14 protein-coding genes are annotated in these 14974 nt (G+C 41.0%); 7 read left to right on the top strand and 7 right to left on the bottom strand.

All coding sequences use genetic code 11. The annotated features are described in order from the left end of the window. Positions 1-122 precede the first annotated feature (122 nt). The 5 genes from H6G92_RS30135 to map all read left to right on the top strand — a co-directional run bounded on the left by H6G92_RS30135 (position 123) and on the right by map (position 6045). On the top strand, positions 123-632 hold the full coding sequence (locus H6G92_RS30135) for a TIGR02652 family protein (protein ID WP_442946757.1): 510 nt from the start codon (positions 123-125) through the stop codon (positions 630-632). A 76-nt stretch (positions 633-708) separates the two neighbouring features. Next, entirely contained in the window at positions 709-1152 is a 444-nt protein-coding gene (locus tag H6G92_RS30130; protein ID WP_190899338.1) for a VOC family protein, read from the top strand. Between the two features lie 142 nt (positions 1153-1294). Then, on the top strand, positions 1295-4144 hold the full coding sequence (locus H6G92_RS30125; protein ID WP_190899336.1) for a M16 family metallopeptidase: 2850 nt from the start codon (positions 1295-1297) through the stop codon (positions 4142-4144). Between the two features lie 261 nt (positions 4145-4405). Beyond that, positions 4406-4930: a cupredoxin domain-containing protein gene (locus H6G92_RS30120; RefSeq protein WP_190899333.1), complete on the top strand. Its 525-nt coding sequence runs from the start codon at positions 4406-4408 to the stop codon at positions 4928-4930. A gap of 287 nt (positions 4931-5217) precedes the next feature. Beyond that, positions 5218-6045 (top strand): type I methionyl aminopeptidase, encoded by an 828-nt coding sequence (gene map / locus H6G92_RS30115; RefSeq protein ID WP_190899332.1) that lies wholly within the window; start codon positions 5218-5220, stop codon positions 6043-6045. A gap of 134 nt (positions 6046-6179) precedes the next feature. On the opposite strand, the gene H6G92_RS30110 is transcribed toward map, so the two are convergent. Then, complete coding sequence (locus tag H6G92_RS30110) at positions 6180-7433, bottom strand: hypothetical protein (RefSeq protein ID WP_242059361.1); 1254 nt, start codon at positions 7431-7433, stop codon at positions 6180-6182. A 433-nt stretch (positions 7434-7866) separates the two neighbouring features. Here H6G92_RS30110 and H6G92_RS30105 point away from each other — a divergent pair, with 433 nt between their 5' ends. Together H6G92_RS30105 and H6G92_RS30100 are read left to right on the top strand one after the other, a co-directional pair. Further along, on the top strand, positions 7867-9264 hold the full coding sequence (locus tag H6G92_RS30105) for an amidase (RefSeq protein WP_190899328.1): 1398 nt from the start codon (positions 7867-7869) through the stop codon (positions 9262-9264). Between the two features lie 8 nt (positions 9265-9272). Further along, the gene (locus H6G92_RS30100; protein ID WP_190899326.1) at positions 9273-9971 is read left to right on the top strand and encodes a Crp/Fnr family transcriptional regulator; all 699 of its coding nucleotides are present in this window, start codon (positions 9273-9275) and stop codon (positions 9969-9971) included. A gap of 84 nt (positions 9972-10055) precedes the next feature. On the opposite strand, the gene H6G92_RS30095 is transcribed toward H6G92_RS30100, so the two are convergent. The 6 genes from H6G92_RS30095 to H6G92_RS30070 form a co-directional block, all read right to left on the bottom strand. Further along, the gene (locus H6G92_RS30095; RefSeq protein WP_190899380.1) at positions 10056-10547 is read right to left on the bottom strand and encodes a hypothetical protein; all 492 of its coding nucleotides are present in this window, start codon (positions 10545-10547) and stop codon (positions 10056-10058) included. A gap of 21 nt (positions 10548-10568) precedes the next feature. Continuing rightward, complete coding sequence (locus H6G92_RS30090; protein WP_190899324.1) at positions 10569-10916, bottom strand: cupin domain-containing protein; 348 nt, start codon at positions 10914-10916, stop codon at positions 10569-10571. A gap of 93 nt (positions 10917-11009) precedes the next feature. Further along, positions 11010-11786: an SAM-dependent methyltransferase gene (locus H6G92_RS30085; RefSeq protein WP_190899323.1), complete on the bottom strand. Its 777-nt coding sequence runs from the start codon at positions 11784-11786 to the stop codon at positions 11010-11012. 83 nt (positions 11787-11869) lie between these two features. After that, positions 11870-12409: a GNAT family N-acetyltransferase gene (locus H6G92_RS30080; protein WP_190899321.1), complete on the bottom strand. Its 540-nt coding sequence runs from the start codon at positions 12407-12409 to the stop codon at positions 11870-11872. A gap of 298 nt (positions 12410-12707) precedes the next feature. Beyond that, positions 12708-13544 carry an EndoU domain-containing protein gene (locus H6G92_RS30075; RefSeq protein ID WP_190899318.1) on the bottom strand — a complete coding sequence of 279 codons (837 nt, stop codon included), beginning with the start codon at positions 13542-13544 and terminating at the stop codon, positions 12708-12710. A 171-nt stretch (positions 13545-13715) separates the two neighbouring features. After that, positions 13716-14582 carry an aldo/keto reductase gene (locus H6G92_RS30070; protein ID WP_190899317.1) on the bottom strand — a complete coding sequence of 289 codons (867 nt, stop codon included), beginning with the start codon at positions 14580-14582 and terminating at the stop codon, positions 13716-13718. Between the last annotated feature and the right edge of the window lie 392 nt (positions 14583-14974).

Raw genomic sequence — 14974 nt, 5'->3', positions numbered from 1 at the left:
TTCCTGCCGCAACTCCGTGTCTATGCCGCAGTGAGCAAGTAACCCAAAGTAGTGGAGCCGAAGTGTATAATCCAATGCACTAGTGCTGGTGAAGACAAAATTATGTTTGTACGCACTTCATGATGAATCCAGGCTTGCAGTACCCGATGTTTGGGCCGGAAATACAGTGTCCCCACTGTCGCCAGACTATTCCGGCGCTGACACTAACAGATACCTATTTGTGTTCGCGTCATGGCGCTTTTGAAGCTAATCCTAAAAATGGAGAGTTAATCCATTTGCAATCGGGGCGTCATTGGCGGAGGTGGAATAATGAATGGTATAGACAGCATACTCATCCCGATGGTATTCGGTTTGAAATTCACGAAGCATTAGATAAGCTCTATACCCAAGGCTATCGAGCAACAAGAGTGATTATTGCTCGACGCTATCAGGAATTGATGAGTGGCTATTTAGAACGCAGCACCCCTTGGCGTTCTGGACAACCAGAAGCTACTGCTGCGCGTTTATACGGCTTACCCGTGGAGTTTAGCCCCGATAGCTCAGAAGATCCCTGTTGGGAAGTGATCAATTTTGACTTGGAAAAAGAGCCTGGCGTCCCTGTGCGCTACCCTTATTTCAGGTTGTTTGAGTAAAGTTAGGAGTTAGGAGTGAGGAGTTAGGAGTTAAATTCAATTTAGAACTCATAACTTACAACTCCTAACTTTTGTTATGCACCACGCTTCTATTCGGACTGCGAATATTCATCGAGCGATCGCTTTCTACGAACATTTAGGCTTTACAATTTCGGAACGCTTTACTACGGGCTACACTCTAGCTTGCTGGATGGAAGGATTGGGCGGCAGAATTGAACTAATCCAAATTCCCGAACCAAAACCAGCGCCAGATGCGTTTGCTGATGAGCATTATGTGGGGTATTATCATCTTTCGTTCGATTTAACTGAAATTACACCAGATTTACCTAGCTGGTTGACAAATTTACAAAAACGTGTTCTGTTAGCTGCCGGGAATCAACCCGGAGAATTACAACCGTTGAAGGTACTTTTAGAACCGACACAACAGCAAATAGGCGATCGCATTTACGAAGTGGCTTTCATCGCCGATACCGATGGCTTACCTCTGGAATTCATTCGAGTTTTAGCAAAAAACCCATAATTTAGCTTTTTTATTAACTTTATTGCTAATATATTGTTTTTCTGTATTGTTACCGAGGTAACAGATTTTTTTGCAATATTAAACTGTGGTCACTCTCCAACATAACTATGTAACTTAATTTACAGATATATTTGCTAAATACATGTATGGATTTTCTAGATTTTATAAATATCCCTTGCCATTATTATTTTTAAGCTTATGGCTAGTAGCGGTTTTTTTGTTGAGCAATAAACCTGCTCATAGCCAACATCCAACTATATCTAATAAAGAAAAATACCAGTCAACCTTGCTAGCAAAAAGAATAATGCCCTCAACACTGACACTAAATGTCCGTAAGACAGTGCTGGAAAATGGTCTAACTATCCTCACAAAGGAAGTACATACTGCACCAGTGGTGACGGTGCAGGTGTGGTACAAGGTTGGCTCACGCAACGAAGAACCGGGCGTGAATGGCATTGCCCATCAGTTGGAACACATGATGTTTAAAGGTACAAAAAATCGCCCGATTCAATTTGGCCGTTTATTTAGTGCTTTAGGTAGTGATTCCAATGCTTTCACCAGCTATGACCAAACTGCATATTACGGTACTGTGGAACGAAACAAGCTAAAAGCGCTCTTAGTGCTGGAAGCAGACAGAATGCAAAATTCCCAGATTGAGCCAGAACAACTGGCGAGTGAAAAGCGGGTAGTAATTTCCGAGTTGCAGGGTTACGAAAATAGTCCAGAATATCGCCTCAACCGTGCTGTCATGCAAGCGGTGTTTCCTAATCATGCTTATGGGTTGCCTGTAGGTGGAACCAAAGCTGATGTCGAGAAATTTGAAGTTGAGCAGGTAGAAAAATATTACCGCAATTTTTACAGTCCTGATAATGCCGTTTTAGTAATTGTTGGAGATTTTGAAACTGCAAATACCCTAGAAATAGTTAAAGAGGTGTTTGGTAAATTACCCAGGGGGCAGGGGGCAGGAGTTATTTCTTCCTCATCTCCATCACTCAGCACTCGTTACTCAGCACTGGCTCAACGCCCCGCTACCGCTAACAGCACTCCCATAATATTGCGAGAACCGGGAGCAGGGCGGCTGTTACAGGCGGTTTACCCGCTACCAGATGCAAATCAACCGGATGTTCCTGCACTGGATGTAATGGATTACATCTTGACAGAGGGACGGAATTCTAGACTTTATCAGGCATTGGTGGAATCAGGGTTAGCTAGTGAATTAACAGCATCCGTTACCAGCTTGCGAGAATCTGGCTGGTATGAGGTGTTGGTGATGGCTGGTTCTAAACAAGATTTGAAAAAAATTGACTCAGTGTTGAGTAGTGCGATCACCAATGTAGCAGAAAAAGGCGTGACATTAGAGGAAGTTGAACGAGCTAAAACCCAATTAACAGCAGATGTAATTTTGAGTAACCGTGATATCACTTCTCAAGGAATGCAATTAGGCAATGACGAGACAACTACTGGTGATTATCGCTACACAGACCGTTATTTGGCTGCTGTCCGTCTGGTGAAGCCGACGGATGTCGTTGCTGTCATTAACAAATACCTTACCAAAGGAGCCAGGACAGTAGGCTTTTTTGAACCAACCCAGAAGCTGATAACAGAGGTTGTTGATAAACCAGACTCAGCCCAAACTACAGAGAATTTTTCTCCTGGCGCACCTGTACTTCCTTCTGAGGTGGGGAAGTACTTACCGCCTGTGGATTTGGCTACAGATGCGATTGCACAAGTATTACCACAGGAATTTAAATTTACTAACGGACTGCGGATATTACTGTTACCAGATCATAGTACTCCCACCGTTACCTTGAGCGGTCACATTCAAGCCGGAAAGGAATTTGATCCAGATAATCAAGCTGGGTTGGCTGCTTTTGTGGCGGAGAATTTGCTAAATGGCACTAAGAGCAAGAATGTCTTAACTATTGCCAAAGCTTTGGCAGAAAGAGGGGCGAGTTTAGACTTTGAAGCCTACCGCGAAGGTGTGCGAATTGAGGGTGATAGTTTAGCAGAGGATTTGCCGATACTCCTTGAGATATTGGCTGATGTTGTGAAAAATAGTACCTTTCCAGTCAAAGAGTTGGAATTGCATCGCCAACAAACTTTAACTGATTTGCAGCTGCAATTAGATGAGCCATCAGAAGTAGCTAGAAGAGTATTTGTTCAGTCAATTTACCCGAAAAAACATCCCTTACACACCTTTCCCACAGAGGAGAGTTTACAGCAGATTCAGCGCCAGGATGTGATTGATTTCAAAGCTAAACATTATCGTCCAGATACTACAGTGCTAGCGCTGGTGGGAGATTTTGATCTGGACAAAGTGCGATCGCTCATTAAAAATGAGTTTGGTAACTGGGAAGTTAGCGGCCAAGCACCCACATTAAAATATCCCACAGTGCCAATGCTGGAGAAAATAGTCAGTGTCAACCCAGTTTTACCAGGTAAAGCCCAAGCCGTTACATATATGGGTTACACAGGCATTAACCGTTATGATTTTCGGTTTCACGCAGCCTTAGTATTGAACCAAATTTTGGGAGGCGATACCCTATCTAGTAGACTGGGTGCAGAAGTGCGCGATCGCCAAGGTTTGAGCTATGGAATTTATAGTTCCTTCCAAGCCGGGAAGAATGCAGGCACATTTTTGATAGAAATGCAAACTAGTCCTGAAGATAGCAGTAAAGCGATCGCTAGCACCCGCCAGATGCTAAAGCAAATCCATCAACAAGGTGTCACTGCACTGGAAGTAGAAACAGCTAAACGCACCCTCGTCAGCAACTACAACGTTTTGCTGGCAAACCCAGAGGAATTAACACATAGAATTCTGATGAATGAGGTGTATGGACTCGACAAATTAGAATTGTACTCCTTTACTCAAAAAATCCAAAAAGTCACTCTTGAGCAAGTTAATCAAGCGGCTCGTGAGTTACTCCACCCAGATCAAATCGTAGTCGTTACTGCTGGGCCATCTGTGTTAGCAGAGAAAAGCATTAGGTAGAGATGGGCACTGGGCATGGATAATATAAAGAATGGGTAAACTCAGAACTTGCACCAGTCCCAACAACTGTCTCAGAATTCATTCTGAGGCTAGTCTTCAAAAGAAGAGTGAATAAGGATTGGAGTCCACTTGAGTGGATTTGCGCTATGAGCCAGAGAATTTATTCTCTGGCGGGAAGTGGGCAGGTGCAAGATATAAAGTAGTTTTTCCGCTACCTATTAATTATTCCTGCTCATCAGCATTGCCTTTTGAGAACTACCAATGAAAACTTACAACCATTTATACCAAATTGTAATTACATTGCTTGCTTTTCCAACTACTGTTTGGCTGCAAATATTACGGCGAAACTACGTGATATTAACGTTGCTCCTAGCTCTAAATTTCATTGCTGCGACTCCAGCGATGGCGGCAAATTTGTCTGACGATTTGCTCAAGCAACCAGCCACAGAAATTAGAGTTAGCTTGGGTAATTCGGCTAATGAACTCAAATTTGAGCCAAATCATTTGGAATTCGAGGCCGGCAAACGCTATCAACTAAAGCTTACCAATCCCAGCCAACTGAAGCACTATTTTACTGCTAAAGATTTTGCCGATGGTATCTGGACACAAAAAGTTGAAGCAGGCAAAGTAGAAATTAAAGGAGCCATTCACGAACTGGAACTCAAGCCTGGTGCTGAGGCAGAATGGGTATTTGTGCCCTTGAAATCTGGCACTTATGGCTTGCGTTGTCCAATACCAGGACATACCGAAGCAGGTATGACTGGAGAGATTGCCATCAAGAATTAAAAATTATTCGACTCAGTATTGAGCAGCGATCTAATGTTTAAATTAAAGTTAATTGAGCTAAATACCATAGTGTGCAATGGAAAATAAGTTAGGGCAATTTAGATTGAAGTCCAACACATTAGGAGTAGGCAATGTGTTATTATATATACGTTAGCGGCTAAACTGGAAGAATCCCTATTTGGGATTAAAATAACTTAAATTATAGATATTATTTCTCAAGTAATCTAGAGAAAGCATTAATACTTCAGCGCTAGAGCCACCAGTAATTATTAATTTATTAATTTCCCATGAACATTTTCAGTAACTTACTTTCTCAAGCGACTCAGCCTGCACCTGCGAAAAAGCAACGTCGAGGAATTGAAATCAAATCGCCGCGTGAAATTGAAATCATGCGGCAATCAGCGACAATTGTAGCAACTGTTCTAAAAGAAATTTCCGAGTTAGTAAAGCCAGGAATGACAACGGCTGATTTAGATGTTTATGCAGAAAAACGCATCCGCGAAATGGGTGCAACGCCTAGTTTTAAAGGATATCACGGTTTTCCTGGTTCTATCTGCTCTAGCATCAATAATGAAGCAGTGCATGGTATTCCTAGTCCCAAGAAAGTGATTCGCGTGGGGGATGTATTAAAAGTAGACACGGGTGCTTATTATCAAGGCTTTCATGGTGATTCTTGCATTTCAATTGCTGTCGGTGAAGTGACGCAAGAAGCTGCTAAATTAATTCGCGTAGCAGAAGAAGCTTTATATAAAGGCATTGAACAAGTAAAAGCTGGTGTATACCTGCTTGACCTGGCTGGAGCAATTGAAGATCATGTTAAATCTAACGGCTTTAGTATAGTCGAAGAATTTACTGGACACGGTGTCGGTCGTAATCTGCACGAAGAACCTTCAGTATTCAACTATCGTACCCGTGAGATGCCAAATGTTAAACTCCGTGCGGGAATGACGCTGGCAATTGAGCCAATTTTAAATGCGGGTTCTAGACACACCCGGACATTATCTGACCGTTGGACAGCAGTCACTGTGGATAATTCTTTGTCGGCTCAGTTTGAGCATACAGTGTTGGTAACAGAGACCGGTTATGAGATTTTAACTGACCGTTCTAAGCTGTAATTTTTAGTTGTAATTATCTGTGTTAAAAGAGGTGAAGCGTCAAAAGAGGGCGATTTGCCTCTTTATTTTTTTACAAAAATCGAAAGGCTCGGATTCGTAACTTCTTAGAGAAATCAGAAATCTTGTAATTATTTTTAGTTCTGGATGATTTGCCTGATAGCCGCATAGTTAGTTTTATAAATAACAAGTGTTTCTTTAGCTTGTATAGAGACAGAAGTTTTCTCTGGAATCGCTTCTAACAAATTGATTGCCTGTTGCCATTTGTCTTGTGCTTGCTGCCAAACTAGTAGCGGATGAGGTGGATTTTGGACAAATAAATTAGCTTCAATTGCTAACTTTTGCGCTGCTTCTAAGTTGGCTAAGGCTTTCTTTTCAATTAAGACTCTTTGATTGATAGATTTATAGTTAATCCGATAGTAAGCCAATTTCTTCTTTGCTCGGTCATAAACTGATGTTTCAACAGGAATGCTATCTAATAATTTTATTGCCTGATGCCATTTAGTTTCTGCTTGTTGCCAGACTTTTAAAAAATGCGGTGGATTTTGAACCAGAGAAGCAGCTTCCATTCCGAGTTTTTGAGCAGATTTAAAGTTAGTAATGGCACTTCTTTCTTGATTTAAACTTAGACTCATCTGCTTCGATTGTAGACTTTGCTCTTTAATTTTCCAACCAGCAAAACCTAAGATTAATAAACTTGAAGCTATGAGTAAAGCTGAACATACTATTTTTTGTGTGGAAAACTTTGGTACTATTTCTACATGCTGGCTAATAATTGGTTCTTTACTACTTTCGTGCTTAATCTTTTTCAGCGCTTCTTCTGCCTGTTCCTTTAAAGTGTCACCCTGGATAATTAAAGTTGCAATTTGTTCTTGGAAAAAATCACAATCATTAAGAATGTCTGTCAATTCTTGAAATTTGCCATCACTAGATATAATTAATTCGTGATCATCATCTAACCACTCTAAGGCAAAGCCAGATTTACCACAGAAAGCAGACACACCTAATAAAATGTTTAATAAATTATGACTATTTTTAATAGTATCAAAAATATAATTTAACTTTTCTTTTAGCTGGAACAATTCATTTTTAGAATTGCTAATTTTGTGAATTTGTCGCTCTAAAACATGAGAATTTTCAAAGGCTAAGTTAATTTTTAAGCTTTCAGCAATAACCTGAAAATGGGCACATATGCTGAGATTATTATTATCGAAATTTAGTTTATTTACTAACTGAAGATCACTGAGAATATCAGCAGCTATTGCCTGCAAAAAATAACCCCACTCAATCCAGACATCGATTTTTGATTTTAAATCAGTTAAAGTAATTTTAGTTTTTGAGTTACCAAACTTCTCTGCTATGGCTGGATCTACTAATCCAACAGGTATCAAGAAACTAGGGATTGTAGCTATTCGAGGAAGTGTAGCGATCGCAGAATTTTTGATGTTCTCAAATCCCAATTCCTGAACAATTATTTTTTGAGTATTTCGTAGTTGTTCCTGAGCATTATTGATCAGGATAATTTGTTCCATGATTTCATTAGAATCGCCAATATTCAGTTTTAAACTCTGAATTAGTGTTGGCAATTCACTAACAAGTATTTCTAGGTTAGCCATAAATACCCCTTAGGGATTTGTCGAAAGTTTATGCGAAACAATTAAAATGGCTTGAGTAAGAACGTAAACACGCCTGTTGCATCTGAGCATCCTAGTTGAGTGACAAATCTCAGGAGCTATAAAATGTATAGTTCCCGGAAATCCTGCTAAAGTAACAATTTCACATTTCAAATCCCAGAAAAAGACAAAATTACCCATTCACTAACGTATGAATGAAGTTGATTTAGCATTTACCCCAGCACTAGAGTTGGCACAATTAATCCGTCGCCGGGAAGTATCACCGCTAGAGTTGGTGGAAATATATTTAGAACGGATTGGGCAGTTAAATCCCCAATTAGGAAGTTATTTTACGGTGACGGCAGAACTAGCGATCGCAGATGCCAAAGCCAAAACAGAATTATTGACAACCACCTCAGAACTACCGCCATTTTTTGGGGTGCCAATTTCCATTAAAGACCTCAATGCTGTAGCAGGTGTTACCTGTACTTATGGAAATCCAGCATTACTGAACAATATCCCTAACTATGATGATGGCGTTGTAACCAGGATTAAGCAAGCTGGGTTTACTATTCTCGGTAAAACAGCCACATCCGAATTAGGTTCATTACCATACAGCGAACCTACGGGTTTTCCTCCAGCTAGAAATCCGTGGAATTTAGAATACACCCCTGGCGGTTCCAGTGGTGGCGCAGCAGCGGCGGTAGCAGCAGGATTGTGTGCGATCGCTCAAGGTTCTGATGGCGGTGGTTCGATTCGGGGACCTGCGGCTTGTTGTGGTTTGGTGGGACTCAAACCATCAAGAGGCAGGGTGAGTAAAGCACCCGTAGGCGAACGCCTTGCTGGAATTGCCGCCAACGGCCCGATCGCCCGCACCGTGGCTGATGCTGCTGCCCTTTTGGATACTATATCTGGCTATGTCACAGGCGATCCTTACTGGTTGCCTGATCCTGAACCATCATTTCTCGCCGCCACTCAGACAAAACTCGGTGCATTGCGAATTGCCTTTGACACTACTATTTCTCCTTTAGGAGAAGCTGATGCCAACTGTCAGCAAGGTGTCCGCCAAACAGTTGAGTTATTAGAACAACTCGGACACCAAGTTGAACAGAAATCTCCAGATTTTAGTGGTTTAGTTGAACCATTTCAAATCGTTTGGCAAGCTGGGGTAGCTGCTTCGGGACTTCCTGTTGAAGTTATGCAGCCATTGAATCGCTGGCTATTTGCACGCACAGGTTCTGTTGCTGAGTATCTTCAAGCAGTTTCCCAAATGCAGATAGTGGCACGGCAGATTGTGGCGTTTTTCGATACCGTGGATGTGCTGGTATTACCAGTTTATCTACATTCACCCATCCTGGTTGGGGAATGGGCTTCCCTGAATCCAGAAGAGACATTCCAAAATATTATTCAATGGGTTGCCCCTTGTCCACCGGCGAATGCAACTGGACAACCCGCGATCGCAATTCCTGTAGGCTTTGATAGTAAGGGTTTACCCATCAGTGTGCAGCTAATTGGTAAACCTGCCGCTGAAGCCACACTCATCAGCCTAGCAGCCCAATTAGAAGCGGCTAACCCTTGGATTCATCATCGTCCAGCCTTTGCAATATAAGGCTAATCATGCAGGCATCCCTGGAACAACTTTCGCAAATTATTGTATTTGCAGGCTTAGAAACAGCAGAGAAGATAAGTTTGCAACCTTACACTCAGGTGCAACACCATAGCAAAGGAGAGATTATTCTGCATGAGGGCGATCGCTTACCAGCTAAACTCTATGCTGTTGTCAGTGGATCAATTCAAGTTACCAAAACAGCAACAACGGGGAAAGAAACAATTTTACGCGCCCTAGCTGCTGGAGAAATTTTTGCGGCTCCTGCTTTGTTAGGAAATGGAATTTCTCCGGCAACTGTCACTGCTGAATCTGATTGCGAGATTCTCACTGTAGAGCGAGATGCTTTATTAAAAGCAATTGGACAAAATCCTGAAATCGCATTACGAATGCTGATGGTTTTTAACAGTCGAATTCAGCAATTGCACGAAACAGTTCACGGATTAGTTTCTGAAAGAGCTATTGTTCGCCTTGCTAGGTTAATTCAATATTTTGCTGCTGAATCTGGAACTGAATCAAGTCCACAAGGTGAGTGTTTAAAAGCCAAATTATCTTATTATCGGATGGCTCGGAGTAGTGGCATTACTTACGAAGAATGTGTGCGGTTAATTAAAAGTCTCAAGTTAATAATTGCCTATAGTCGGGGTGGGAAGATTACAATACTTGATGCGGAAAAATTAGATGCGATCGCTTCTGGAGATATAGATTAGAGAATCTAACGAATACAATTCGCGGTTACATAGAGAAAACCTGCCTCCGCAGGTTTCACAAGCTTAATTTTCCGTAAACAGTTATCAGACTTCTACAGCTCCTCTATCTTGTTCACGTGCAGCGACAACTAGAACTAGACATAGAGCTGCGATCGCTTTTTGCCATTCCTGCCGAACTTGCGCGTCTTCAACACCTGCAAACATCCCTACCAAGCGGGGGATAGAAGCTTCTAAAGCCGGACGAGGCACTGGTCGGTGTAACTCAACTAAATGAGTTAAACTTTCTTGATTATTGACAAAACCAATTACCCATGTTGTTGTGTGATCAGGACTATCAGGAACCCGCTTGACTCCCAACTCATTTTTTAGCCAATTGTAGAAAGGTGGTAATTCCTCAGCTAAAACTTCTCCTGCTGTGGGTAAAGTTTCCTTAAGCAAATTGATATCTAAGCTGTTTAATGCTTGCTGCAATTGAGGTGAATTAAGAACTTCAGCTAGAGGTTGTGATAGTATTTGTTCCAACTGAGTTTCAGAAAGATTTAAATTTTGAGTGAAAGTGAAAAGTAGCGATCGCATATTTCCAGACTCCATAAATAACTAATTACTCTCTGTGACTTTCTCAGAAAGAGTGAGCAGAAATGTCAAGTTATCTTCAGCTTTTAAGGCATGGGGTGTGTTAGCAGGCATAAAGACAAAAACACCAGGTTTAAGGATGATGTTTTCTCCAGATAAAGTAAGTAAACCTCTGCCTTCGATGACGTTGATAGTGGCATTACGAGTAGAGGTATGCTCAGAAATATCAGTGTTAGCTGCTAGGCAAAATAGAGTGTATTGACAAGCATTATCTTTCAGCAATACTTTGCTGAGAACTCCCGCACTGGGGTATTCAATTTGTTCTCGTAGTTGGGTAATAAAAGATGGACTAGTTGTGATTGAATTTGTCATAGTATTTTAAGATTATGAACCGTAAACAAAGGCTGATAATCATTCAAAGATTATCGGTATTTATCAGGCGATGGTTTTTGAAAATAAATTATGTTACTGGGCAACAGCACACAAAATTATGTAGCCTAATTCGTGTTGGTATTTATGAAAAACTTGGTGAATTTCTAAAACCCGCTTGCGGATATCTCTCTGCGTCAATATATTCCACAAAATCCGAATTGTGTTAAAAATACCTTCATCTTGAAATATCCGCCTTAAATTCAATAAATTCATTGAGTCAGTTTGGCATTTCTCTACTTGCAATCCTGCTGTTGCAAAAGCCGTAATCCAGTTGGTTTCTGACAGTGGTGTAGAATTAACTCGAATTACTCGTGCTAAATCAGCATGAATTTGTTCTTCTTTGTCACAAGCTAATAGTTCATGGGAGAGAAATTTACCTCCCGGTTTGAGTCGATTGTGAATTTCAGCTAAAAGCTTGGTTTTTCCCAATGGCGATTGCATTGTAAGAATGGCTTCTGCCAATACATAATCAAACTTTCCTGGGATTGCCTCTAGGTTAAAAATATTACCTTCAATGATTTCGACTTGATTTTCTAACCCAGCAGCGCAGATATTAGCACGCGCACAAGCTACACTCTCAGGATTTTTTTCAACGCCTACTACTTTGACATGGTAGCGTTTTGCTAAAGCGATCGCACTGTAACCAAAGCTAGAACCTAGCTCTAAAACTGTCTCTCCAGGCTGAAAGTTTGCCCACTGAAATAATTTCTCTGTGGCTATTCGTCCACCAGGACGCAGATATTTTTTACCCGCTGCTGCTAAAATTTCGTGTCCGGTAGCTGTTTGGAAATTGAGGATAGTGTTGGTCATGTCTGTGACCCTCTGAAGTTGTCTTACCCTCAATTTCTCAGGAATTTATGATATTGTCTCTGAGGTAGCTCATAGAAGCAGTATTACTTTGCTTTCCACTCGTGGTCAAGGATAGCGTAAAGAAAGTTGTCGTACCATCTACCTTTGATTAACTCTTTTTCCCGCAGATAACCTTCACGACGCATACCAATTTTTTCTAATACTTTTACAGAAGCAACATTCTCTGCAACACACCAAGACCAGATACGATGTATTCCCAGTTCTTCAAAGCCAAACTTTAAAATGGCTTGTGCTGCTTCTGTTGCATAACCTTGTCCCCAATACTGAGAATTTAGTTCATAGCCAATGTTTGCTTCCCGTATTTCCGGGTCGTTTACACGGATACCACAATTACCAATAAGCCGATTTTCTTCTTTAAGGACAATAGCTAACTGAAACTTTGTTCTTGGTTGCTCTTTTTGCTGATCAATAAACATCTGGATAAACTCACACACATCGTTCTTTGTGCGGTGCGTCCAATAGTTATAACGCAAGTACAAAGAATCAGATTGATAAGCAAAAACCGCCTGCCAATCTGCCTCTACAAAGTCACGCATTAGCAAGCGGTGTGTTTCTAATATCATGTCTTTTATTTATAAGCTTATAGTAGTTCCCACTTAGAGGATGTTTGAAAAGCTGTTTGTGATGTATCAAAGACTTGTAGATCCTCCTAAATCCCCCTTAAAAAGGGGGACTTTGATTCCGGTTCCCCCCTTTTTTAAGGGGGGTTAGGGGGGATCTTTATACAACTTGATACTTTTCAAACAACCTCTTAGATGCGGTACAACATTATATCGCAAGGTGTAGGGCACGGCATGCCGTGCCCCTACGGCTGTACCTCAGGTAAATAAGAACCGCTATAGTGCAGATGATCTATAAATTTTAACTTTTACATTTTGCACCTTGAGGAGTAGCATCGGGATAATAGGTAATGATCGCTTTTTCTTTACTGACAAAAACAGTAGGGAAGGATTTTCCTGTTTCTCGATCACGCACATTGTAAATACATGCTTCCTCATTATTGCCTTGGAGTTTAAATATTTTGGTGGCATCTAAAAGCATTTCTTCAGCATTGCTGAGGTAGCCATAGCCTTTAATTACATCTGTTACTGTACGATTTTTCTGTTTAATTACTACACCCATTGTATAAATTACATTAGGAATAACTTCCTCTCGTCCTTGATTATTTGGCAAACGTCCGCCTATTCCTTCATCTTGTAACTGTAAATATCTGCCATAGAAATGTAAACCACCAATATCATCGGCGTTATATATTTCACCACAAAAGATATGTTCAAACCCCCGCCGTTTGAACCAAATATTTGTTAAATCTTCGAGAAATTGTGCTTTATTCCTACGTCCCGGACGAAGTTCACCACCGCTAGCTTGCTGAAGTTTCTGCAACACATCTGGGTAATAAGATAACAATTGTTTAAAATTATTAGAACTAACTCTCGTACCAATAGGACCGCAGAGTTTTAGTACAGCTTTGTCAAAAGAATTTAGCAGCGGTGGAGGTGGTGTAATATCTACCTGTTGTCCTGGAGGGAAACGAACAGAAACTGGGTTATTTACATTATCAAAAAACGGCAGAAGTTGCGTATTTTGCTTAGGCTGTGCGTCTCCTGGATTTTGCCAGATGAATTGAGAAGCTACCAGCAGAACTGCAAACACTCTTAACCTCTGCTTTAACCTATCGATTACAGAATTTAGCTGCATAAATTTTAGATTAATTACTTTCGATAATAGTTTCGCATGAATACAAAAAGACGCAAAGATACTAAAAAAATCTTTGCGTCTTTTTGTAAGATTTACGATAGTTTATGCAGCTATACAAGCCACGGAAATCTTAGGCAACTTCTACCACATCTACATTAGCTAGTAAAATAATTAGGTTGCCCCATCAATTTTTTGCACTTCTTCATCAGATAGTTTCACATTGATAGCACGTGTTGAGTCTTCAATGCTGAAAACCTTGCTAGCACCAGGAATTGGCAAAATAGCGGGCGACTTGGAACGCAACCACGCCAAGACAATATTATACACTGACACGCCTTTTTCTTTAGCTAACTGAGCGATCGCAGGGATATCTTGCAAGCCCTGATGGCGACGTCTACCACCAAAGGGACTCCAAGGCAAAAAGGTCAATCCTTGCTGTTCGCAATACTTCAACACACCGTCATTTTCTGGCTGTCGTTGCCAAGGGCTGTATTGATTTTGCACCGAGACAATATCTACCACATCCCGCGCCCGCTTAATTTGTTCAACGGAAAAGTTAGAAACTCCCACAAACCTAATCAAACCTGCCTCCACTGCCTCTTTCACAGGTGTAAGGGATTCTTCAATTGTGTAATTAGGATCGGGAGAATGGTATTGCCAAACATCGATAGGTTTAGCACCACCCAACGCCTCAAAACTGACTCTAATTGTTTGGCGCAAATGTTCTGGGTTGCCGTTGCTTGTCCAGTTTCCATCGGGACGCATTAAACCGCCTTTAGTTGCCACAATTACTTGGCTAATATCGCCTTTGTAGCTAGTAAGCGCCTTGTGAATTAGTCGCTCGTTGTGATGCTTATCTGACTCATCTTTGCAGTAAGCGTCGGCAGTGTCAATAAATGTAATACCCAGATTGAGAGCATGATGAATCACTTGGATGGATTCTGATTCGGGAGGACGATTAGAAATTGACATGGGCATACCACCCAAACCGATCGCACTTACAAAGACACCAGTTTTTCCTAGCTGTTTGGTTTCCATGCTTCTAGCTATAGCTTTCTGCCCCAATTATCTACCAGTTAGCCAAAGCTTTTTTAGCGATTCATCATAAATCCTCCCTAGTACTTAGACTAGGTAATCAGTGAATATGCTACCAAGGGAATACTCTACTCAAGGGTTAAGTATTCTATACACAGACACTTTGCTCATGAATTTTTAGATTTTTACCTCTGAGCAAATACCAAATTAAAATCAAATTGATAATTAATATAGCGGTTCTCGTTTACGTGAGATACACCCGTAGGGGTAGGGTGTTGACTTTATAGGAAAATCGCCCAAAAAACTTCATGCAGTATCTGTGTCTTCATTGAAGATCGAAAATACAGTTTTTCTTTTTGAGAGCATGGACTGACCAAAAACTTGAGATGACCAGG

It is taken from the genome of Nostoc foliaceum FACHB-393 (assembly GCF_014698505.1).
Taxonomy (GTDB): domain Bacteria; phylum Cyanobacteriota; class Cyanobacteriia; order Cyanobacteriales; family Nostocaceae; genus Nostoc; species Nostoc foliaceum_A.
Note: the sequence above shows the minus strand (reverse complement) of the source record. Positions and strands in the feature narration are given on the sequence as shown.